Annotated in this window: 18 protein-coding genes and 2 pseudogenes; 14 read left to right on the top strand and 6 right to left on the bottom strand. The window is 52.2% G+C overall.

Features of this window, described 5'->3' with window-relative positions; translation table 11 throughout:
- The first annotated feature begins 28 nt into the window (after window positions 1-28).
- The 12 genes and pseudogenes from LRS56_18045 to LRS56_17990 all read left to right on the top strand — a co-directional run bounded on the left by LRS56_18045 (window position 29) and on the right by LRS56_17990 (window position 14502).
- Window positions 29-424, top strand: coding sequence for a hypothetical protein (locus LRS56_18045; GenBank protein ID WDU60764.1), 396 nt, complete (start codon window positions 29-31; stop codon window positions 422-424).
- 557 nt (window positions 425-981) lie between these two features.
- A pseudogene (locus LRS56_18040) lies at window positions 982-2225 on the top strand (MFS transporter).
- A 253-nt stretch (window positions 2226-2478) separates the two neighbouring features.
- Window positions 2479-5385, top strand: a complete 2907-nt coding sequence (locus LRS56_18035) for an FAD-binding and (Fe-S)-binding domain-containing protein (GenBank protein ID WDU65773.1) — start codon at window positions 2479-2481, stop codon at window positions 5383-5385.
- A gap of 104 nt (window positions 5386-5489) precedes the next feature.
- Window positions 5490-5954 (top strand): PucR family transcriptional regulator ligand-binding domain-containing protein, encoded by a 465-nt coding sequence (locus tag LRS56_18030; GenBank protein ID WDU60763.1) that lies wholly within the window; start codon window positions 5490-5492, stop codon window positions 5952-5954.
- A gap of 8 nt (window positions 5955-5962) precedes the next feature.
- Entirely contained in the window at window positions 5963-7054 is a 1092-nt protein-coding gene (locus LRS56_18025) for a helix-turn-helix domain-containing protein (GenBank protein ID WDU60762.1), read from the top strand.
- Window positions 7055-7151: 97 nt separating this feature from the next.
- Window positions 7152-7622, top strand: a complete 471-nt coding sequence (locus LRS56_18020) for a hypothetical protein (GenBank protein ID WDU60761.1) — start codon at window positions 7152-7154, stop codon at window positions 7620-7622.
- Window positions 7623-7829: 207 nt separating this feature from the next.
- Window positions 7830-9261 (top strand): annotated as a pseudogene (gene gabP, locus LRS56_18015) (GABA permease).
- Window positions 9262-9520: 259 nt separating this feature from the next.
- Window positions 9521-10804, top strand: coding sequence for a 4-aminobutyrate--2-oxoglutarate transaminase (gene gabT, locus LRS56_18010; protein ID WDU60760.1), 1284 nt, complete (start codon window positions 9521-9523; stop codon window positions 10802-10804).
- Window positions 10805-10848: 44 nt separating this feature from the next.
- Complete coding sequence (locus LRS56_18005; GenBank protein ID WDU60759.1) at window positions 10849-11178, top strand: tRNA-binding protein; 330 nt, start codon at window positions 10849-10851, stop codon at window positions 11176-11178.
- Window positions 11179-11246: 68 nt separating this feature from the next.
- Complete coding sequence (locus tag LRS56_18000) at window positions 11247-11969, top strand: haloacid dehalogenase type II (GenBank protein ID WDU60758.1); 723 nt, start codon at window positions 11247-11249, stop codon at window positions 11967-11969.
- A gap of 67 nt (window positions 11970-12036) precedes the next feature.
- Window positions 12037-12894, top strand: a complete 858-nt coding sequence (locus LRS56_17995) for an EamA family transporter (protein ID WDU60757.1) — start codon at window positions 12037-12039, stop codon at window positions 12892-12894.
- Window positions 12895-13089: 195 nt separating this feature from the next.
- On the top strand, window positions 13090-14502 hold the full coding sequence (locus LRS56_17990; protein WDU60756.1) for an amino acid permease: 1413 nt from the start codon (window positions 13090-13092) through the stop codon (window positions 14500-14502).
- Between the two features lie 640 nt (window positions 14503-15142).
- Here the strand turns inward: LRS56_17990 and LRS56_17985 are convergent.
- On the bottom strand, window positions 15143-16114 hold the full coding sequence (locus LRS56_17985) for an EamA family transporter (protein ID WDU60755.1): 972 nt from the start codon (window positions 16112-16114) through the stop codon (window positions 15143-15145).
- Window position 16115: 1 nt separating this feature from the next.
- Window positions 16116-16697 (bottom strand): TetR/AcrR family transcriptional regulator, encoded by a 582-nt coding sequence (locus tag LRS56_17980; protein ID WDU60754.1) that lies wholly within the window; start codon window positions 16695-16697, stop codon window positions 16116-16118.
- Between the two features lie 480 nt (window positions 16698-17177).
- Between LRS56_17980 and LRS56_17975 the strand changes: the two genes are divergently transcribed.
- Window positions 17178-18653 (top strand): NAD-dependent succinate-semialdehyde dehydrogenase, encoded by a 1476-nt coding sequence (locus LRS56_17975; GenBank protein ID WDU60753.1) that lies wholly within the window; start codon window positions 17178-17180, stop codon window positions 18651-18653.
- An 85-nt stretch (window positions 18654-18738) separates the two neighbouring features.
- Complete coding sequence (locus LRS56_17970) at window positions 18739-20091, top strand: aminotransferase class III-fold pyridoxal phosphate-dependent enzyme (GenBank protein ID WDU60752.1); 1353 nt, start codon at window positions 18739-18741, stop codon at window positions 20089-20091.
- A gap of 103 nt (window positions 20092-20194) precedes the next feature.
- Here LRS56_17970 and LRS56_17965 read toward each other — a convergent pair whose 3' ends face one another.
- The 4 genes from LRS56_17965 to LRS56_17950 form a co-directional block, all read right to left on the bottom strand.
- Window positions 20195-20746, bottom strand: a complete 552-nt coding sequence (locus LRS56_17965) for a thioesterase family protein (protein ID WDU60751.1) — start codon at window positions 20744-20746, stop codon at window positions 20195-20197.
- A gap of 320 nt (window positions 20747-21066) precedes the next feature.
- Window positions 21067-21471, bottom strand: a complete 405-nt coding sequence (locus LRS56_17960; protein WDU60750.1) for a helix-turn-helix transcriptional regulator — start codon at window positions 21469-21471, stop codon at window positions 21067-21069.
- A 216-nt stretch (window positions 21472-21687) separates the two neighbouring features.
- Window positions 21688-22164: a hypothetical protein gene (locus tag LRS56_17955; protein WDU60749.1), complete on the bottom strand. Its 477-nt coding sequence runs from the start codon at window positions 22162-22164 to the stop codon at window positions 21688-21690.
- A complete protein-coding gene (locus LRS56_17950) occupies window positions 22161-22370 on the bottom strand; it encodes a hypothetical protein (GenBank protein WDU60748.1) in 210 nt (69 codons plus the stop codon). Before LRS56_17950 ends, LRS56_17955 begins: the two co-directional genes overlap by 4 nt.
- Between the last annotated feature and the right edge of the window lie 112 nt (window positions 22371-22482).

The raw sequence follows: 22482 nt of genomic DNA, 5'->3' as shown, positions 1-22482 counted from the left end.
AGCCGGCCTCTCGCACGGAGGTGACCCCATGGGCCAGCCAGAGCTTGTATACGTAATCGGCTGGAAGCATCTCACCGCTTTCTGCGTGAAAGGGCGTGCCGACGTGAGCGTGACAATCAATGAAGCCTGGCGTAGCGAACTTGCCATGGCAGTCGATCTCGCGAGAGCCGTTCGCGGGGCGGCGAGCGGGGTTTATCGGAAGCCCGGGGACGCCAACCGCTGCAATTTCAGTGATGAGGCCATTTTCTATAACGATATCGGCGGGCCCCCAAGGTGGGGCGCCGGTACCGTCAATGACAGTGATGCCTCGAAGCACCAGGCGGGAGTGTGGCCCATTGCCGCGATCATTGCTGGTGGAGGGTTTGACTTGGCCAAGGCCTTTCTTGGCGAAACCGGTGACCATTTCTTCGCCTACCTCAATTGAAGTAGCAGAGCTCGTCTTCACATAGCCTCCTGTTGTTTTAATTACCGACCAGCGACGGCTTTGCGGCTGGTCTGTTGGAGTTGAACATGATGGGCTCACAGCATTTTAGATGCTGATGTTGAGCCACTCAGGGGGTGGGATTACCACAACACCCTAGGCAGATGGGCAGTAAGAAAGTCGGCCTGAATCGGGTGGTCTTTGTGACCTTTGCTCAGGCTCTACAGGGTCTATCTCAGCCATCTGGTGGCGCGGCTTGGATGTACGGCTGGATGGTTTGCCCTTACATTCATCCTATCCCTGAAGCGCCCGCGTTTCTTAGTGGCTGGAGTCGAATCTAAGACTTTTAAATTCCGACTCGAAATAGGTTGAAGTGCTCGAAATAGGATTTATTTGCCTTAAATTCCTATTTTTGTGCGGTAGAAGCGCGTCGTTCTCAGGCGCTCAATTGACGAACCCTACAACAACGACAAAAGGCGCGGCTTTCACAGAAGGCTCGAGGGGATCTGAAAATGAGTGCAATTAGTTTGGAAGTTGGTCGTGCAGTGGATACGAGCGCAATGCGGCGCAAAGCTATCATCGCCACTGTTCTTGGGAATGGATTCGAGTGGTTTGACTTCATGGTGTATGGCTTTTTTGCCATTATCATCGGGAAGCTATTTTTCCTACTGGAGATGACTTGACGTCTCTGATGCTTTCGGCGGCAACCTTTGGTGTGGGTTTTTTGGTGCGGCCTGTAGGTGGTGTGCTGATCGGTATCTACTCTGATCGTTATGGCCGAAAGGGGGCGTTGTCTCTCACCATCATCTTGATGGGGGCTGGTACGGCTCTGATCGGCTTGGCTCCAACCTATGAGCAGGCAGGTATGCTCGCTCCATGTGTCATCGTATTTGCGCGGCTTCTCCAGGGTATCTCTGCGGGTGGTGAGATGGGTGCCGCCACGGCCTATTTGACTGAACAAGCGCCTGAAGGAAAGAAGGCTTATTACTCAAGCTGGATCCAGACGAGTATCGGCTTTGCAGTTCTGCTCGGTGCTTGTTTCGGTACCGGCATTACACTTGGTTTGAGTCCGGAGGACGTTGAGAGCTGGGGTTGGCGAATTCCATTCCTGTTCGGCATCCTGATTGGCCCTATCGGATTCTTCATTCGCCGCAACCTGCATGAGTCACCGGTGTTTGAGGAGTCTTCCGAACTGACTGAGACGCCGCTGCGAGACGTCCTTCGCGAGTACCCACGGCAGGCGGTCGCTAGCTTCGCCATGATCGTTCTTTGGACGGTGTGCATCTATGTCATTCTGTTTTATATGCCAACCTACTCCGTGAAGGTGCTCAAGCTTCCTCAGTCTGCATCCTTCATTGCCGCTATGGTGGGCGGTGGCGTAATTGCGTTCTGCTCTCCAATCACTGGTTACATTTCTGACAAGGTCGGTCGGAAGTACCTGCTAGCTGGAGCCTCGGCGGTGATACTTCTTGTGGCTTGGCCGATGTTCAATATGATCGCCAGTTCGCCCTCGCTTTACACACTCTGCATCTTCCAAGCGGTGTTTGGTGTTCTGATTGCTGTTTACACTGGCCCGATACTGGCTGCGCTTTCGGAGACCTTTCCCACCAAGGTGCTTTCAACGGGCCTGTCCTTGGCCTACAACCTTGCAGTGATGACTTTTGGTGGGTTCGCTTCTTTGATCCTCACCTGGCTCATCAGTGTTACCGGCTCGGTTACTGCTCCAGCTTTCTATGTGATGATCGCGGCAGCGTTCAGTCTTCTAGGTGTAATGCTCGGTTATCGACAGCCTGATCGTCGCTGATTGATGAAGCGCTGGGATCGCTTACGCGATACCCGGCGTTTTTGCAGTGTATTGGGTGATCTCATCTCAATTTTATCTTTTCTTAATTCCTATTTTGAGAATGATAAAATGATTACTTTATCCTGTTTTGAGTTGGTAGAGCTGCGCGCTTTCTCGGCTTACAGTACCTAACCTCCGTCGCTCTACCTCGGGTCATCCGCGTAGGGCTTCACGTTGTGTTCCCGTGCTGCTGATCGAGACCAGGCTTTTCCAAATGACAAAAAATAATCCTATCCCGTTCGACCTCAATGTCCTCATGAGTCTCCGCTCCAAGCTGGAGGCTGAAACATCGGCGGAGGTGAGGTTCGACGCAGCGACTCGTGCGATCTACGCCTCTGAGGCATCGAACTACCGTCAACTGCCAATCGGTATCGTGATCCCTAGAAGCATCGACGACATCGTCGCCACTGTGCGAGTTTGCAGGGATTCTGGGATTCCGATTCTTCCTCGTGGTGCTGGTACCTCGATGTGTGGCCAAGCCGTCAACGCTGCGGTTGTTATTGATGCTTCGAAATATCTGAATGCAATTCATGAGATCGATCCGGGCCGACGCCTGGCTAGGGTTGAGCCAGGCGTTATTTGCGATCAACTGAAAGGCGAAGCAGCAAAGGTGGGCTTGACCTTCGGCCCGGATCCGGCGACTCATAGCCGTTGTACCCTTGGCGGTATGATTGGGAACAACTCCTGCGGCGCTCACTCGGTAATGGCTGGCAAGACGGTAGAGAACGTGGAGCGGCTGGAAATTCTCACATACGACGGTGAGCGTTTTTGGGTCGGGCCCACCGATGAAGTGGCGTATCAGGATCATATTAGTGCTGGTGGCCGTCGCGCTGAAATCGTTCGTTCTCTCAAAGAATTGGTAGATCGGAACGAGGAGCAAATTCGTCAAGGCTTCCCTAAGCTAAAGCGTCGAGTCTCGGGCTATAACCTGGATCAGTTGTTGCCGGAGAATGGCTTCAATATTGCCCGAGCACTGGTAGGTGTGGAGGGTACCTGCGTGACAGTTCTCCAGGCCGAAACCCTCTTGGTGAAAAATCCGACTCACCGTGTCCTTTTGGTATTGGGTTACGAGGAGATCTACTACGCTGCCGATTCGGTACCTCAATTGCTACCGCTCAATCCTATCGCCATGGAGGGTCTGGACGACGGCATTATCGAGGGGCTCAAAGAGCGCGGTATGAAGCTCGCTGACATTGCTGAGCTGCCTTCTGGCAATGCCTGGTTGATGATTGAGTTCGGAGCGCTCTCAACCGAAGACGCAATCGCTTTCGCTCAGAAAGCCGTCGATATAGCGCCAGAGCTGCCAGGGCGTCCAAGCGTCCGGCTTGTTACTGATGCCGGCTTGATGAACCGGATTTGGACAATTCGTGAGACCGGGGCTTCGGCTACTTCCCTGGGGTTGGATCCCAACGAACCTGATCCTGTCGTGGGTTGGGAAGATGCGGCGGTTGAGCCAGAGCACTTGGGTAAGTACCTGCGCGAGTTCAAGAGCCTGGTTAGCAGCTATGGCTACAAAACGAATCTCTACGGTCACTTCGGCGATGGCTGCATCCACTCTCGGATCACCTTCGATTTGAAGTCTCAAGATGGCCTAGACAACTGGCGGGCGTTTCTCGACGAGGCTGCACACTTGGTTGTCCGTTACGGCGGTTCTTTGTCCGGGGAGCACGGCGATGGCCAGGCAAAGGGTGAGTACCTGCGCATCATGTACTCCGACGAGATAATGAATGCCTTTGCCGAGTTCAAGGCTATCTGGGATCCGCTCAACAAAATGAACCCAGGCAAGCTGATCCATGCAATGCCTGTCGATGCCAATCTCCGTTTGGGCCTAGATTACAAGCGTCGAGAAATCCCAAGCCAGTTCACATATGACCCTCGTCTCGGCGACAAAGGTCTGGCTCGTGAATCCGAGCGCTGCATTGGAATGGGTAAGTGCCGCTCGCTGGATGGTGGAACCATGTGCCCGAGTTTTAGGGCTACACGCGAGGAAAAATACTCAACGCGAGGTCGTGCTCGTCTGTTCTTCGAACTACTAAAGGGTGAGGTGATTGAAGATGGCTGGCAGAACGAAGAGGTCAAAGACTCGCTTGATTTGTGCTTGAGCTGTAAAGGTTGCAAGACCGACTGCCCTACCAATGTGAACATCGCGCGATATAAAACCGAATTTCTCAATCGTTACTACAGCGAGAAGCGTCGCCCGGTCATGGATGCGATGATTGGCCGAATTGGTGAATGGCTGCCTCATGCCACCAAGTTTTCACCTGTTCTCAATTACGCCATGGGTAACCCGCTGGTTCGCACAGCAGGTTCATATTTCGGCTTGGCGCGCTACGCCAAGTTTCCAAAGATCGCGGCGAAGAGCTTTCGCAGTAGTGTCACAGCCAAACGAATCCTGAAAAACGAAGGCCAGCGTACAGGCACTGAAGTGCTGTTGTGGGTAGATAGCTTCAATAACGGATTCACGCCTAAGGTGTTAGAGGCGGGTGTGACTGTCCTAGAAACTCTCGGCTTCAATGTGAAGCTGATGAAGCGTCATGTGTGCTGTGGCCGTCCTTACTACGACGTAGGGATGATTGATCAGGCGAAGGCCAATCTGGAGCAGATACTCACTCAGTTAGAGCCAGTATTGGAGGAGCGGATGCCTGTCATTGTTCTGGAGCCAAGCTGTCTTTCCGTATTCCGAGACGAAATGCCAAGCTTGTTCCCGACAGACCAGCGTGCAAAGCAACTCGAGAAGTCGATCATGACCCTTAGTGAGTTCATTAAGAGTCGTGGCTTGCAATTGCCTCTCATTGATGAAGATGTCCGGATTCATGGTCATTGTCATCAGAAGTCTTGTGGTGGCATGGAGGGCGAGCAAGGCGTCCTGGAGAAGCTCGGTGGTAAAGGTCAGGTGATCAATTCCGGTTGCTGTGGTGTTGCTGGAGCCTACGCCTACCACAGCAAAACGGCTCCGATAGCCAAGATCATCGGTGAAAAAGAGTTCAAGCCACATATCGATAAGATCCCACAGGACACTCCGGTGGTCGCAGATGGATTCAGCTGCCGGGGTCAGATCCGAAACGTGAGTGGTCGAGAGGCCATGCACTTGGCTGAGTATCTCGCGAAAATTCTGGGCTAGTCGCGCCAGGCACGGCATTCTCATGCATTTGGCTGCTGGGGCCCGCGTCCTGGCAGTCAGTGGATGCCAGCGTGTAGGTACTTATGGAGTGGAGTAGGTTGGTCATGAAGCTCGATACTGCGATTGAAAACACTGTGTTGCGCGAAGCCTCTGTTGTTGCAGGGGTAAATGCCATGGATCGCGAAATAACTTGGGTTCATATCGTCGATCACCCTGAGATCACTAATTGGTTGAAACCAGGCGAGCTGCTGTTGACCACCGGTTACAACTGGCCGGTTGATGACGATGAAAGCCGAAGCATGGTGCGTCGCCTCAGTCAGATCGGCTTGGCAGGAGTCGTTCTTGCAGTTCCTCATTTTCGGGAGCATTTCACTGAAGCGGCAATCGAAGAGGCCAACCTCTGCAATCTACCTCTGCTTGAATTGCCTTGGGAAATTCCGTTCAGCGACATCATGCACGATGTGTTGGCACGGATCATCAATATCCAGGCCGAGACGATTCGGCGCTCTGACCACATCCATCGCACATTGACGGAAGCTGCCCTCGAGGGGAAAACCTTGAGGGGCTAGCTAAGGCTTTGAAAGCTGCACTCGACAAATCGGCTACCGTCGTTTCCGTGGACGGGACGATATTGGGGGCGTCCGATCCCAGCGCAGATGAAGCGCGCGAACGACTGCTTGTTAAAAAACTCACCGAGATGGAGCCTCTCACAGCATTTTTCGAGTCCAATGCCCCTAAAGTGGTTTCGGAGTGGGTGACGAAGCCTAGGTTGGGTGGAGCCATCCGGTTGAGGGATGAGGTGATTGGGGTCGTGTGGCTGGAGAGTGATGAGGGCGAGTTTGGAGAGCTAGACTCCCGTGCCTTGGAGCATGCTGCAGTTATTGCAGCTCTCCACCTGACCTATCAGCGAGAGCTGTCTGATCAAGAAACTCGCTTGGGTTACGCATTCGTAGCGGGATTGTTGGAGGGGAAATTTTCGGCCACGCCTAGCGCTATCGAGCGAGCTCAAGCTTCGGGTTGGAGCGAAAATAGAAATTACAGGGTTTGCCTGGTGCTTTTGAATGAGCCGATTCCGCTTTCTATCGAGGGTTTCACTCGGCGTTCAAGAACTGCGGATCGAATCTCGCAAGCAATGCTGAGCATGGGTGTGGCGCCGCTTATGTCTGTGTCTTTGAACCAGGTGAGCTTCTTGTTGCCGTCGGAAATTGCGCCCGACTCGGTATGGCGGGCTGTGCGCACCGAGGGCTGCGCAATGGCGGTTAGTCGAACTCATCAGGGAGTGATCGGTATGGCTCATGGTGCAGAGGATGTATCTGCGCTTCTTCCTTTGCTCAAGCCAGGTAAGTTGCATGATTTTGATGAGGTTCTATTTCCCAGGGCGCTTATGGGCGATTCGGATGCTCGACGCTTGCTGGTTGAGAAAATGATTGCGCCGCTGGGCAATCCTAAGCGTGGTAATGCGCTCATCGAAACGGCCCTTACGTTGGCCAAGGAAGGCTTCCAATTATTGAATACCTCCAAGGCGCTAGATATCCATATTAGTACGTTGCGCTATAGGGTAGAGCGTATTGAGACGATGTTGAGTATTTCGCTCGATAACCCTGATGACAAATTCAAGCTTCAAGTGGCTGCTCAAATGTATGTTTTGGCCGCTGACGAGAATTCTTAGAAAGTATTAAATGCGGGGGGGCGCTTGTAGTGCTGGATGCCCCGTGGGAGGCTTTGTGTCTAGGCGTGTTACGAAAACTTCATGCGGGCTGCATTTAGTGTCTCAGTCTGAAAATACTCTTTTTGACCTAAAAGGCAGGGTCGTGCAGTCTGAGCTAGTTGAACTGGCCAGAACTGCTATTAGTTTAAAGAGTTCTGGTAATAGCGTTGTCGTCGCTATTGGTGAGCGTTGTTCTGCTGGTGCTGGCTGTTTAGGAGGAGAGGTCTATCGAGCAGGCTATGCTGCGATGGTTGTATCTCAGACTAAACTCATGGCTGAGTGGGAGAAGTGTTGCAGCAACGGTGGTGAATTGTCAGCTCAAGTTCTAGTAGATGCGGTAGTTTTTCACAACGAGCTCAGAGGCCAGCAGTTGGCAGGCGTCTTGTGTGAGTTGACCGATATGGGGGTGGTTCCTATCGTGGGGCTGAGTGCAGGTAGTCGTGGAGCCTGCACTACATTGTTGGATTCTTTCCTGCTGACATTGCTGGATGATCACAAGAAAAGGATCCTGCAAAAAGTAGCTGTCTAATCATTTTGTCCTCTATTACGGCTTTGTGCTACCAGTCGACCAAAAAAACGATCGTGAATTCGTTTGTTGAGTAGGTAGTTCCTATCGTCCTCCTCCTGTTCAATGAGTCCTATAAGTCCCATGGAATGGGCCTGCCGGTCGTGCGAAACCGAGTAGTTAGATCCAGATGTTGTACGCCTGCCTAATAATAACTCGAGGCTTTTCAAGATGTCCCAAACATCTCATTCAGTCCATTCAGCTATCGCTGAAGGATCAAACCTTTCCACTGGTTTAAAACAGCGCCACGTCACTATGCTCTCGATTGCGGGTGTAATCGGGGCGGGTTTGTTTGTTGGCTCTGGTCATGCAATCGCTGCTGCTGGCCCGGCGGTTCTTCTTTCGTATATCGCAGCCGGTACTCTAGTTGTGCTGGTGATGCGAATGCTCGGCGAAATGGCTGTAGCATCTCCCGATACCGGATCATTCTCCACCTATGCGAACAGAGCCATCGGTCAATGGGCTGGATTCTCAATCGGTTGGCTGTATTGGTGGTTCTGGGTTCTGGTTATCCCCTTAGAGGCAATTGCAGCAGCTGCGATTTTGAACACATGGTTCCCGGTTATTGATACCTTGGTTGTTCGCGTTGGCGATCACTGCGCTTCTGACCATTTCAAATCTTTTCAGCGTCGCTAAATACGGCGAGTTTGAGTTCTGGTTTGCGTTGTCGAAAGTGATCGCCATCATGGCATTCATCATCTTGGTTGCAGTCGCTCTTGTGGGAGGGCTGCCAGGTCGGGAGGTTGAGGGCTTCGTAGCTACCATGCACGCAAATGGCGGTTTCGCCCCGAATGGCTATGGGCCGGTGCTTGGTGCCTTGCTGACTACCATGTTCAGCTTCATGGGTACCGAAATCGTCACGATCGCTGCAGCAGAATCGAAAAACCCATCTCAGCAGATCGCCAGGGCTACCAACTCTGTTATTTGGCGAATCGGTATTTTCTACATCGTTTCCATCTTTATGGTGGTTTCCATCGTGCCATGGAACGACGCCCAGCTCTCCGTGGTTGGTTCGTACCAGCGTGCGTTGGAGTTACTGCAAATTCCCCACGCCAAGCTGATCGTCGATATCGTGGTTCTCGTCGCTGTAGCGAGCTGTCTCAACTCGGCCATCTACACCGCTTCTAGGATGATGTTCTCCCTGGCCAAGCGTGGTGATGCGCCAAAAGCGCTCAAGGCTACGACTGTCTCAAATGTCCCGCGCAGGGCAGTCTTGGCCAGTACGGCTATCGGCTTCGTTACTACAGCCATTAACTACTTTGCCCCTGAGAAAGTTTTTGCATTCCTACTGGCAACCTCGGGGGCTGTTGCATTGTTGGTCTACTTGGTTATCGCAGTTTCGCAGTTGCGCATGCGCAAGCAGTTGATAGCTAACGGCCAGGAGTTGGACTTCAAGATGTGGCTTTACCCTTGGCTGACCTGGCTTGTGATCATTTTCATTGCTGCCGCACTGTGCCTGATGCTGACTCTCCCCAAACACACTTATGAGGTGGCGTCGACGGCGGTGCTGGCACTCATGATCGTTGCCACTGGTGTTTACACCAAGCGCCGAAGCAATGCGGCGAATTGGTCTCAGGGTCTCGTCAGTAATACCCATCGCTGACCCCCATCAGATCTAGGTTCTTCAAGAAGGGGTGGGGGCGTTGGTTCGCGCCCCCCCCCCCCCCTCATTCTTGGTTGACCAGTTGCCAGCAAAATATTTGGGTTCGGATTGTTGCTGTCTGTCTTTCCTGCCCTGAATCCCAACTTTTCTGTATCTACTTTTAGTACGAAAAAATCAGTCAATCTTCCTATCTTTCGCACGTATTTAGAGTGCGAGGGCGTAGTTACGATTGCCACACTGACACACAAAGGTGAATACCATGTCTTCTCAACAAAAAATGTCCGTATCGCCTCGCGCACAACACGTATCCAATGGTGTTGCGGTTGCTCACCCGATCATCGTGAGCCGCGCTGCAGGCGCTTACCTCTGGGATGACCAAGGTAAGAAATACTTGGACTTCGTTGGTGGTATCGGCGTGCTGAACGTCGGCCACAACCACCCACGCGTAGTCGAAGCAGTACGTAAGCAGTTGGATACCTTCTCGCACATCTGCTTCCAGGTAGCCGCTTACAACCAATACACCGACCTCGCCGCGAAGCTGAACAATCTTGTTGGTGGCTCGGAACACTACAAGTCAGTATTCCTGACTACCGGTGCCGAAGCTGTTGAGAATGCCATTAAGATCGCGCGTGGCCATACGAATCGTCCGGGTGTGATTGCATTCCGTGGCGGTTTCCACGGTCGTACCTTGATGGGTATGACCCTGACCGGCATGAGCCAGCCTTACCGCCAGAATTTCGGCCCATACGCCCCGGATATCTACCATACGCCGTATCCGAACGAGTACCGTGGTGTGACCACAGAGAAAGCCCTGGCCGCTCTGCAGGAGGTATTTGACACTCAAATCGCTGCTGATCGCGTCGCTGCAATCATCATTGAGCCCGTCCAAGGTGATGGTGGGTTTATCGCCGCTCCGGTCGAGTTCATGCGTGCTCTGCGCAAAAAAACTCAAGAGCTGGGCATCGTTCTGATCTGTGACGAAATTCAGACCGGCTTTGGTCGTACCGGTAAGATGTTCGGCTTCGAGCACTCCGGCATCCAGCCTGACTTGGTAACTGTTGCCAAGAGTATGGCCGGCGGTCTGCCGATCTCTGGTGTCGTGGGTCGTGCCGCAATCATGGATGCCCCACAGCCAGGTGGTTTGGGTGGCACATATGGTGGCAATCCGCTCGGTTGCGCTGCTGCGTTAGAGGTCATCAAAATCTTCGAATCGGAGAACCTGACAGAGCGCAGCCGCGCGATCGGAGCCCAGCTTCTGGAAGGCTTCAAATCCCTAGAAGGCCGCTTCAAAGGCATCGGTCACGTGCGTGCGATTGGCGCAATGGCAGCCGTTGAGTTCGTTTCTGATCGTGAGTCAAAAGAGCCAGATCCCGCTCTGGCGCAACGGATCATCGATGCTGCCCGTGAAGAGGGGTTGCTGGTGATCAAATGTGGTGTCTACCGCAACGTTGTACGCTTCATCTGCCCACTGGTCATTTCTGAGCAGGATGTGGCTGAAGCCCTGGGCATGTTCGAGCGAGCGATGGTTACCGCCGGAGCATAAGGCTGACGTTTATCGATTTACATCGCAATAACTCTGGAGTGGTTATGTCCCCGTTTGAAGCGTTCAGTGAAGTTGACATTCGTATCGGCGAGGTCGTGCGAGTGGAGCTCAATGAAAAAGCAAACAAGCCAGCTTATAAGTTCTGGATCAATTTTGGTGAGTTGGGCGAGAAAACCACCAGCGCGCAGTACACCAAGCTCTACAGCCCTGAAGAGCTTATCGGTAAGCAGGTTGTTTGCGCTGTCAATCTGGGCTCAAGGAAGATTGCTGGCTTTACCTCCGAAGTATTGATGTTGGGTGTTGATCGTGAGCCTGGTGAGGTTGTTTACCTGACCACAGAGCGCTCTGTTCCACTCGGCAGCAAGATTTTTTAACCCTCTAGCCGCTGTGCTGCGATACAGCGGCTGGCTCAAAACAAGTAAACCTAAAGTAGGATATCAAGATGCAACTGACCGACTTCAAAGCGCTGACCTTCGACTGCTACGGCACCCTGATCGACTGGGAGACCGGCATCGTCAACGCCCTTCAACCACTGGCCAAGCGTACTGGCAAGTCCTTCATTTCTGACGAGCTGCTGGAAGTGTTTGGTCGTAACGAGTCGCCTCAGCAAACCGAAACCCCTGATGCTCTTTATCAGGACATTCTGCGCGCTGTATATGATCGCATCGCCAAAGAATGGGGCTTGAAGCCCGACGCTGCTGAGCGCGAAGAGTTTGGCACCTCCGTGAAGAACTGGCCTGCATTCCCGGATACGGTGGAAGCTTTGCAGTATCTTAAGAACCACTACAAGCTGGTCATCCTGTCCAACATCGACCGCAACGAGTTCAAACTGAGCAATGCCAAGCTGGGTGTAGAGTTCGACCACATTATCACCGCTCAGGATGTGGGTTCGTACAAACCAAACCCAAACAACTTTACCTTCATGATCGATGCGCTGGCTAAAGCTGGCATCGAGAAGGGCGATATTCTGCACACCGCAGAAAGCCTTTATCACGACCACATCCCAGCCAACGACGCAGGTCTAGTTTCGGCTTGGATCTATCGTCGTCACGGTAAAGAAGGCTACGGCGCCACTCACGTTCCGTCCCGTATGCCAAACATCGATTTCCGCTTCAACAGCATGGGCGAGATGGCTGAAGCGCATAAGCAAGCGCTGAAGGGTTGATACAAATGCCGGCGGCTATGCATGCCGCCGGTTTTTTCGCTGAGTTTGAACTAACAGTGAGACTGCCATGAGTTCTTATGATTCGACTGTCTCGAGATCTCAGTTCGGGATTATCCCAGCGGTAGTCTCAGTGATCATCTGGAGCACCTTGGCAGTGAGTGTTACCTACTGCCAAAACGTGTCTCCCATGTTTATTACGGGTGCTGCGCTGTTTATTGGTGGGCTCATAGGCCTTCCTTGGTTCAGGCTATGGGCTATGCCACGCAGGCTTTTTGTGTTGGGCACATTCTGCATGTTGGCCTACCACGTCATTTATTTTTACGCGCTTCAACTTGCTGATCCGATCGGCGTCAGTCTGCTGCACTACCTTTGGCCTGTGCTGATCGTGGTGATGGCCCCACTGTTTGTGTCGAGCGGGCGGCTCACTACAAGATCGATTTTGGCCGGGCTTGTAGGTTTTGTTGGAGCAGTAATCAGCTGTAATCCGGATCACTCTCTGGGTGAGGGCAACTGGCTTGGATATGGCCTGGCATTTATCTCGGCCATCCTGTGGGCAGCTTACTCGCTACTTGCCAAGCAATATACGGGTGTTCGTAGTGCATCGGTTGGGCTGTTCTGCCTAGTGTCGGGCGCTGCGTGCCTGTTGGTTTATCGCGCAGGCTCGCAGTGGCCTTCGCTTACCCCTAGTGAGACCTGGGCAATCGTTTATATGGGGTTGGGGCCTATGGGTGGAGCCTTTTACCTTTGGGACTATGCAATGAAAAAGGCCAATCATGAGCAGGTAGCTGTCCTCAGTTATGCTACTCCTGTGCTGTCTACAGCATTCTTGGCTATCTACCTGCAGGTCGGAATGCAGTGGTACATCTGGGTAGGTGCGGCCTTAGTTGTTTGCTCGATGATAATGTCGAAAAGAGCGACTGGGTAATAATTATTTAGTTTGTGCTTGTGTCAAATAAGGCGAAGGAATAGAGCTGGTCATTCTATCCATGATCGCCGAATTAACCTTGCCCCCTTCATGCTGGGGGCTTTTTATATGTATTAACTATTGAATTAGAGCGTCCAAGTGCGCAGTGTCGCATATTTTGGCTGAGATGTTGTTCGTAGAAATAGAGGTGACTCGATGATTGAAACAAATATAAGTGTCGAAAACCCGAAGACTCAAGATGGTCAACTCAAGGCGGGGCTAAAGTCCAGGCATCTAACCATGATGTCTATCGCGGGGGTCATTGGTGGCTCTCTGTTCGTAGGGTCAGCAAGTATTATCCATAGTGCAGGGCCAGCTGCGGTTTTGGCATTTCTGGTAGGTGGTATTCTAATGATGCTTATCATGAGAATGCTGGGCGAGATGGCGACGTCCTCTCCTGATACTGGATCTTTCTCAACTTACGCCGATCGGGCGATTGGTCGTTGGGCCGGTTTTACCATTGGCTGGCTTTATTGGGGATACTGGGTATGCCTCATGGCTTGGGAGGCTTACGTTGCAGGCAAGATCCTTAATGGCTGGTTTCCATCGATCAGTATCAATGTCTTCGTTCTGGCAACGACGCTGGTACTGATCAGCATCAACTTCTTCAACGTGAAAAACTATGGCGAATTTGAGTTCTGGTTTGCACTGATCAAAGTGGTGGCGATTTTCTGCTTCTTGATAGTGTGTGGCCTCGCTGTAGCCAATATATGGACGCTGGGGGAGGTTAGGGGGATCACCAATTTGACGGCGCACGGTTTCATGCCGAACGGAATAGACCCTGTCGTCGGCGCTATGCTCGGGGTGATGTTTGCGTTCTTGGGGGCAGAGATCGCGACTATTGCCGCTTCTGAGTCTGCGAACCCATCCCAGCAGATCATAAAGACGACCAAGTCAGTCGTTTGGCGCGTAGGGTTGTTTTACGTGGGCTCGATTTTCCTGATTGTTTGCTTGGTGCCATGGAATGACCCCATGCTCGGTGTGTCAGGCTATGGGGCTTACCGACGCACGCTGGAGCTGCTTGGGGTGCCTGGTGCAGAAGTGCTGATGAATTTCGTGGTGCTGACGTCGGTGAGCAGCTGCTTGATTTCTGCGCACTACACAGCCTCGCGCATGCTCTATTCATTGGCTAGCCGTGGCGACGCTCCGTCGTTTTTCAAGTTTACAAAACAAGAAACTGGGGTTCCGCTTTACGCCATCATTGGTTCCTGTCTGGTGGCTGTGATTCTGGCACTTATCAATTTCAGTGAGGCACTGAGACCCAAGGATGTGCTCGATACACTGATGAACATGACCGGTACTATCGCGCTTCTGGTTTATCTGGTTATCGCGTGCTCTCAGCTGAAAATGCGTCGCAAGCTGGAGATGAAGGGCAGTGAAATCCCGCTAAAAATGTGGCTGTTTCCTTGGCTGACCTGGGCGGTGATCATCTTCATCGTGGCTTGCTTGGCAGTAATGTCGTTCATGGCTGAGTATCAGGTTCTGGTAGTGTCGACGGGCAGTGCGGGCCTCGCTTTGGTACTGATCGGAATCGTGCATCAGCTACGTTGTAACCGATTGAAGCGCTAGGAACGTAAGAGTGGGACTTTGACCGAAAGCTCAGGCTCAGTAGCTCACGCTGCATTTTGGGTTTATCAGAATAAAGCCACCATTTGCAAACAGATGGTGGCTACTGACACTAACCCCCCTCAAAACAGCAATTACCAGTTTAGTTATCATTCGGCTAATCGTAAAATGAACCTCTGAATTACTAAATATAGTGCAGGTGTTAAATGAATAAAAATAATAGTTTTTTTATCAGTATGCTAGTCGCCATCCGAGATTTTTGTTTGGGAAGGAATGTTGAACAGAAAGATGGCGAAGTGAGGGTGGCTCGCCCGTGCCCTCATATTCATATTGAAGTATATCCCAGTTCTCGAAACCACTAGGTAGCACTTCAAGGCTCAAAGCCCTTGCTTTGTTCAGGTGGTCTCCAGGCAGGTTGTCGCAGTCGAAGACCGTTTCGTGCGACTCCTTCCGAGCGTGCACTAGCCTAGCTCAGGCGTTTACAAGGCAGCGGAGGCTTAGACGATTCATTCGCAGTAACCATCCGACACTCGCCATCCTCACGCCAGTATTCCAGTAGTTGTGCTTTGATCGGTGGAGGATGCAGCCCTGGATTGCCATTAGGGTAATCCAAGGTTGCACTGTTTGAGGGGCTACTGCACGACTATGAATCAGGTGTCGATGTATTTATACGCTGTGGCAGTGGTTGTTCATGGTTAGTGGGCTGCTGCACGAGCACGTAAAGGCAACTGACAATCAGGGCCGCGCCTGTCCAGCCCACTGGTGACAGCTGCTCTCCGATGACAACCGCAGCGAGCAGTGCTGCCACGACGGGTTCAATCAATGAAAGGGTCGTGGCGGTGCTTGCTGAAACTTTTGCAAGGCCCTTCCCAAATAGCACGTAGCCTAGGCACATTGGAACCAAGGCCATGTAAAAACCAACCATAGCATTCGTCCAGGTTTCAATAAGTGGTGCGCCCGTGACCAGCAGCACAGGCAGGAGCACCAGTCCACCCAAACCAAACGTTGCGCCCATTGCGGCAGATGACGAAATGTTCTTCTGGATTAGCCGATGTGCTGTCCAAGAGTAAAGGGCATAAGTCGCGCCTGCGACCAAGCCAAGCAGAATCCCGAACATGCTACGAATATCTGAAGCCCCTGCGACATTATCTGTGTGCCCTTGGGCTTTAGCCACGCATAACATCACTGTGCCCAGCAGTCCCAGTCCCGCTCCGATTGCCCAACGTCCAGTTAGCGGCTTGTTATCGAATATCCGCTCAATGACGGCGCTCAACAGTGGTGCTGAGCCGATAGTGACTACGGTGCCAATAGTCACACCTGCCATGTGCATGGAGGTATAAAAGGCTAGGGGATAGACGGCTACGGCAGATGCGCCGATCAGCACATAACTGGACTGTAATTTCAGTCTTGCCCAATCGATGCCGATCTGGCGAATGGCGATAAGCATCTGTAGCAGCCCACCAACGCCCATTGCAGCTGCACCAATTGCAAGCGGGCTGACGCTTGGGGCGAATGTGGCAGCTGTGCCCGTCGTACCCCAGAGGATGGATGCCATCAAGACAAATATCACGCCTATTGTCTTGCTATTGTTTGTTGTTAATACAGAACGGGTCATGTCACATCGCCTCCAAAAGCGAAGCAGCGATACGGCGAGCTTGCTGGACGCGAGCATCATTGCCTTCCAGGCCGGCCCGAGACATTGCGCCTTCCAGCAGATATGAAAGATGGGAAGCCTTTTCGGTGACGGACTCAATATTTCCAGGCGAAATTGCCCTTAGGTGTTCAAGCAACAATCCTTCAACATGCTCTTTATGGCGACGCACTGCATCGCGGCCAGCATCGCCTGCGGGTAATTCCGCCGCAGCGTTAAGTAGTCCGCATCCGCGAAACCCGCTCTCATACGCGCAATTGGCGTGGTCTGCATACGCGTCGAAAACAGCCAGTATCATGTCTCGGGCAGTAGCAGCTTGCTGAGCCCGCGCATCATAAAGGGCAAGCCACTCAGCATGCCTGGCCTCAATGAAGGCGGCGACTAGGTCAGCCTTGGAGTCGAAGTTGTTGTACAAACTCATCTTGGCGACACCAGCCTTGGCGGTGATGGTATCGATGCCAGTGGCGGTGATTCCGTCGTTGTAGAAAAGCGATGCTGCAGCTTCGAGAAGACGGGCTCTCGCAGCTTTAGGTTTCAAGGGCTTCAAAGCGATGGGTTCCTAACTAGGTAGGTCAGTCTATCTAGTTGCGCGCGCCCCTGCACGCGTCTTCGATAACTGGTAGCGAAACGAAAGAAGTCGGTGGTGATGCAGGGTACCGAGAACGATGAGTTTCGAGAGAGCACCACGGATAATGGCCACCGCTCTGCAGGTGTGACCTATAAATACATCGCAGTTCAGACTTCCTATTTTAATTCAGTCGTCCTTCACCGTTTAATACTTTAAATACTAAAAACACCCATCTTTGTCCTGTTCAGACCATGTAGATGATATCGGGTTCGTTGCTTAGGATTTAGCCAAGATGAATGGTTGAAGTTACGCCTCCAAAAGACTGCCTGCAGGCGTAGTGAATTGAGCCATAGCTCTAAGTGCTTAGTCATCGGCGGTACTCTGGAATACCTGTTCCTTCGTGGTGTAGCTACGAAGGTATTTTCTTCTAATTTTTTTACGAATCTCTTTGGAGGTTTTATGAGTTTTAAGCTGCAGCGCGAAGAGTTGATAATCACCAAGAACTTTATCGCTGGTGTGTGGCAGGACGCGGTCTCTGGCGCAACCCTCCCAGTCAACAACCCAGCTTCAGGAGAGCGCGTCACGCTCGTTGCAGATAGCGACGAAAAGGATGCAAAGGCTGCAGTTGAAGCTGCAGTCGAAGCGTTTGAAGCTTGGCGCTCTACTCCGGCCAAGCAGCGAGCTGTGATCTTGAAGCGCTGGAATGACTTAATCATGGCTAATGCTGAAGACTTGGGTAAGATCATTTCCACTGAGCAAGGTAAGCCCCTTGCCGAAGCTGTTGGCGAAATTGCCTACGCCGCAAGCTATGTGGAGTGGTTTGCTGAGGAAGCCACCCGGGCGAATGGTGACATCATTCCTCAAGCCGTGCGTGGACGTAAAATGGCTGCTTATAGGGAGCCTGTAGGCGTTGTAGCGGCCATCACGCCTTGGAACTTCCCCGCAGCGATGATCGCTCGGAAAATCGCCCCTGCTCTGGCTGCAGGTTGTACTGTCGTTTGCAAGCCAGCGGCGGAAACACCTCTCACTGCCTTGGCACTGGTTAAGCTTGCCGAGGAGGCGGGCGTCCCAGCTGGCGTCTTGAACATCGTCAACACTTCCGCATCGAAGACGGTAGCGGACGTATGGTTGGATGATCCACGTGTTCGCAAAATCACCTTCACAGGATCGACGCCGGTCGGTAAGCACCTGGCCCACGAATCATCGCGCACCCTGAAGAAATTGGCGCTGGAGCTGGGCGGTAATGCGCCATTCATCGTGTTTGAGGACGCCGACATCGATGCCGCAGTAGAAGGTTTGATGGTGGCTAAATTCCGTAACGGCGGCCAGACCTGCGTGTGTCCAAACCGTGTGTACGTTCAGTCGAAGATCTACGGCAATTTCCTAGAGAAACTCAGCGCTCGCGTGTCGGCCCTCGTCGTGGGCCCTGCCAGCGATTCGAAGTCGCAGATTGGCCCTATGATCAACGCGAAAGCGATCGCCAAGATTGAAGAGCACGTCAATGATGCAGTCGCTCGTGGTGCTCGAGTCCTCGCGGGTGGCAAGCGTCTTTTCACCGAGCAGCGTGCTGAGTCCACGTACTACGCTCCAACCGTCCTGGCGGACGTAGATCCTTCCTCTAAATGCTTCCATGAGGAAACATTCGGGCCGGTTGCACCGATCACCCGGTTTGAAACCGAGGAAGAGGTCATCAAGATGGCCAATGACTCGCCATTCGGATTGGCATCTTACTTTTATACCAACGACATGCGCCGTGTGCATCGGGTTGTTGATGCGCTCGAGTGTGGCATTGTCGGAGTGAACGAAGGTGCTATAGCTGCCGAGGCAGCTCCGTTTGGGGGAGTGAAGGATTCTGGATATGGCCGAGAAGGCTCCGTACATGGCCTAGAGGAATACATGCACATCAAATATGTCTGCCAAGGCGGCTTGGATTAACACCCCTAATTTGATGAGTGAGCTCTTTACTCAAATCTGTTTGAGGCAGAGGGAATCCGCTAAGCGTGTTTTATTGAGAGATCGTATGAACAACCTTCAGAAAAAAGATCAACACTGGGTTCACCCTGTGACTGCCCTGATGGATCACCAGGCAAAGGGCGTATGTGCCTGGAAAAGTGCGGACGGGATTCACCTTGTGGATGTGAACGGTCATCGGGTTCAAGATGCCTTCTCGGGCCTCTGGTGTGTGAACGCCGGTTACGGGCAGCCGACGATCATTGAGGCCGCAAGGAAGCAGCTTGAAGTCCTACCTTACGCGACCGGTTATTTCGGTTTCGGTAGCGAGCCTGCAATTGAGCTAGCCCATCGTTTAGCAAGCCTGGCGCCTTCTGGCTTGAACCACGTTATTTTCGGGCAGGGCGGTTCAGATGCTGTAGACACAGCGATCCGAACGGTACGCTATTACTTCAATGCGATCGGAAAACCTGAAAAAAAGCACTTCATTGCAGTGCAGCGTGGCTATCACGGCTCCTCAGCCTTGGGCAGCGGACTTACCGCACTTCCAGTATTCCATCGCTATTTTGATGTACCTGCTCCTACCCAGCATCACATTGAAGCGCCTTACACTTACCGACATAGTGCCGGCCCAGATGAGGTATCGGTACTGCAAGCGACCGTTGCGGCACTTGAGAGCAAAGTGCGAGAAATTGGCAAAGAAAAAGTGGCCGCGTTCATCTGCGAGCCCATCATTGGCTCTGGTGGGGTGATTGTTCCTCCTACTGGTTATCTGAAAGCAGTGCGCGAGACCTGTGACAAACTCGGCATCCTGATGATCGTTGATGAGGTGATTACTGGATTTGGTCGTACTGGCCCAATGTTCGCTTGCGAGCATGAAGGTGTTAGTCCAGATATCTTGACACTCGCGAAAGGCCTGACCTCAGGGTACGCGCCCATGGGCGCAACTATCATCTCCGATAGTATCTATGCCGCAATCGCGGAGGCTGGCTCTGACGGTACGCCGTTTGGTCATGGCCAAACCTACGCCGGACATCCTGTCAGCGCGGCAATTGCCAACGCCACGCTGGATTTGTACGAAACCGGTCTCTTGGAAAATGGCAAAGCTGTTGGTGAGTATTTCCAGGAAAGACTGCGTAGCCTCGACGCGCTAGCCGTAGTAGGGCAGGTGCGGGGGCAGGGCATGCTGGCGGGCGTAGAGCTTGTTGCAGACAAGCAGACACGAGCCAAGCCAGACCCGAGCTTGAAAATCGGGCAGAAGATCTTGGCCCACGCGTTTAGCGAGGGGCTTGTATTCCGTGCTTTTGCCGACGATATCCTCGGCTTTGCTCCCTCACTGAATTACACCAATGCTGACGTCGACAAGCTGATTGAGATTCTTACCTTTTCTATCGAGAAGGTGATCGGCGCTAAATGGGTTTGATTGCTTCCCGCTGCGCGATTTAGCACTGCGTTTAAGGTCTTCTTTCAGAAGACCTTCTTTTTATGATAGCTATGAGCCTGTTTAATCTTTCAGCTTATCTTTGCTATTGATCCTTCATGCTTTCATCTTCCCTGAGTTGGTAACTCATGGCGTCACAGCTATCTGACCAGCACGTAAGCCATTTAGGCATATCTGGAGACTTTTCGGCTAGCCTCAACTCTTGAACGAATTCGACTGGTGAAATATTACCTTTCGCTGATCGAAATAGACCGCGCATCACCACTACACCGATCACTTTGCCTTTGCTGATAAACCGATGCTCCATGAAAATCCATTTCTCGTCCCACCCCAGCATCTTGGTATGGATTTCAAAAACTTCAAAAAGTCTGAGCTCTCTTCGAAATTTCCCCCAGGCATCCCCTACGATTGGTAGAGATTTTGTTTTAATAGCTACCCGGTATGCTCCAGTTCGCAAAACGAAATCCATGCGTCCGACATCTGCCAGTGTGAAATATCTTCCGTTAGTAACGTGCTGATTAAAGTCCAGATCCAGAGGCCAAACACGCATTCGGATGAATGTTGATTCAAGTGCTTGTACTGGGCGACGCCAAGGTCGGCGCAGCAGCATGAGAAGGAGTCGAAACCAGAGATTCATAAAAACGCCGATAGGTAAATAGTTGATGCACTCTATAGTTTTAGGCTCGTGTTTGGTATGTCTCGAAATGACAGAGTTTTCTTAATGTGTATTTTTCGATTATTAAAGGTCAGCCGGGCCGGTAATAATGCTGTCATTGAGCTCGCTAAGAGCTTTCAGTCGAACGTTAATCGTGCGTGAACTTGCACCGCTACAATTCATCGCCTTTTATGGTGTGGTTTGAGAGAAGACTCGGCTGTACAATTTCCTTTAGTTTGCGTCCTTCAGCGTGCGCTGCCACAAAACCGTAGACGATAAGGAGTTGCTGCATGGAGGATCGTCTATCCTGCAAAACAGAATTCTCCCTGCTGTGCGTTCGTCACTGAGCGATTTCCTGATGGCTTAGTAGAGGGGCGTGGCACTAGCAATTCATCACACGACGAAATTGCCAGGTTTTTGAGAACTCCTTCATTGGCGAGATTCGAGAGTTCCTCTTGTGTACGACGTAGCAAAGCGCTAACTGATTGCCCTGACTCGGCACAAAGAGTAATGGCTACTAAAGTCAGAGGGTTCACGTCGAGTGGCCCACTTAGCGCGGTGATCATCTCTAAAGTTGGACTTGATTGAGCGCGTTCTAGTTTCGAGACATATGTCCGACTGCTGACTTCTGCCAGGTTTTTCTGGGTCAGCCCCCGACCAGCGCGCATCGCTTTAAGCACAGCAGCGAAAGCTTTTTTGAGCGACATATACGCGTTCCTGATTTGAGTCAGTCCCTGTGAGTTTGCATACGTTGGGACGAGCAATTCTAGCCAAATCGAAGCCTATCACGGTATGCCTGGGTTTCATGCTCTAGAGACTCCGAGATGAACCTTGTAGCTCGCTGGAACTATGCGCACTGAGTTGGGCTACGTACTCTAACGCTACCGGGACTGCTGTGATTTCCATCTGCCGTCTTGATTGATCTATTGCGAGCTTAGCCAGGCCTCCACTTGTTTCAGCATACCTAGCTCGAAGAGCTTTTGCTTTCCCATCTCAAGAGTTACGAGCAGCAGCTGTTTTTCTACTTTGGTTGGAAACCATTCAGCTACCTCGACATTGCAGTGCCTGGAACCGCTCATTGCCCACTTCACGATCATGTCGGAAGCCGCTCGGTAATGATCGGCCACGAAGAGGCGTTTGCCTTCTGATGCCCATCCTAGCCTCGCCAACTGGTCGGTAACGTCGCATATTCCAGCGTCACCAAAGAAGTCGGTGGTATCAGGATAGTGAATACCTGCAAGCGACACTTTTGCCACGCCTGAATCCCGGTCGAAGTAGGACAGAAAATGCGACCCACCTGTAGTGCTTCTAGCGTGCGGAAAGTTGATCGCGGCCTTGCCAGTGATGTAGTGCGTGCGGGAAATGCGTTTGAGATCAAAATCAAAGAGCGGCGGGGTCATTGGAGCTTTTTTAGCCGGGCGAGCCCCTGCTTGATGTGGCCCGCATTGTCGCCGATTGTCTCCAGAGCACCACGTACATTATTTCCTACATCCGCGTGTCCGTGGGCTTCTACGTGGAGGGTCAGCTCCATCAGGGCGGCCTCCAGAGCGAGCTGGTTTTGATACATCCGCTCCAGTACATCCGACAGCGAATATTCCTTTGGCATTGACTTGATCTCCTTCAGGGACGCTCAGCATAGCGCAGCACAAGAAATGGTTAGGTGCTTTGTGGACAAATCCAGATGCTCATCAACTTTGAACTTATCATTACGCCCGTCC

It is taken from the genome of Pseudomonas poae, from assembly GCA_028869255.1.
GTDB lineage: Bacteria > Pseudomonadota > Gammaproteobacteria > Pseudomonadales > Pseudomonadaceae > Aquipseudomonas > Aquipseudomonas poae_C.
The sequence above is the reverse complement of the archived record's forward strand: the minus strand, read 5'-3'. Positions and strand labels throughout refer to the sequence as shown.

Coding starts and splice junctions, on each gene's coding strand:
- LRS56_18045 (WDU60764.1), top strand. CDS start 29: ATGGGCCAGCCAGAGCTTGTATACGTAATCGGCTGGAAGCATCTCACC.
- LRS56_18035 (WDU65773.1), top strand. CDS start 2,479: ATGACAAAAAATAATCCTATCCCGTTCGACCTCAATGTCCTCATGAGT.
- LRS56_18030 (WDU60763.1), top strand. CDS start 5,490: ATGAAGCTCGATACTGCGATTGAAAACACTGTGTTGCGCGAAGCCTCT.
- gabT (WDU60760.1), top strand. CDS start 9,521: ATGTCTTCTCAACAAAAAATGTCCGTATCGCCTCGCGCACAACACGTA.
- LRS56_18005 (WDU60759.1), top strand. CDS start 10,849: ATGTCCCCGTTTGAAGCGTTCAGTGAAGTTGACATTCGTATCGGCGAG.
- LRS56_18000 (WDU60758.1), top strand. CDS start 11,247: ATGCAACTGACCGACTTCAAAGCGCTGACCTTCGACTGCTACGGCACC.
- LRS56_17995 (WDU60757.1), top strand. CDS start 12,037: ATGAGTTCTTATGATTCGACTGTCTCGAGATCTCAGTTCGGGATTATC.
- LRS56_17990 (WDU60756.1), top strand. CDS start 13,090: ATGATTGAAACAAATATAAGTGTCGAAAACCCGAAGACTCAAGATGGT.
- LRS56_17985 (WDU60755.1), bottom strand. CDS start 16,114: ATGACCCGTTCTGTATTAACAACAAACAATAGCAAGACAATAGGCGTG.
- LRS56_17975 (WDU60753.1), top strand. CDS start 17,178: ATGAGTTTTAAGCTGCAGCGCGAAGAGTTGATAATCACCAAGAACTTT.
- LRS56_17970 (WDU60752.1), top strand. CDS start 18,739: ATGAACAACCTTCAGAAAAAAGATCAACACTGGGTTCACCCTGTGACT.
- LRS56_17965 (WDU60751.1), bottom strand. CDS start 20,746: ATGAATCTCTGGTTTCGACTCCTTCTCATGCTGCTGCGCCGACCTTGG.
- LRS56_17960 (WDU60750.1), bottom strand. CDS start 21,471: ATGTCGCTCAAAAAAGCTTTCGCTGCTGTGCTTAAAGCGATGCGCGCT.
- LRS56_17955 (WDU60749.1), bottom strand. CDS start 22,164: ATGACCCCGCCGCTCTTTGATTTTGATCTCAAACGCATTTCCCGCACG.
- LRS56_17950 (WDU60748.1), bottom strand. CDS start 22,370: ATGCCAAAGGAATATTCGCTGTCGGATGTACTGGAGCGGATGTATCAA.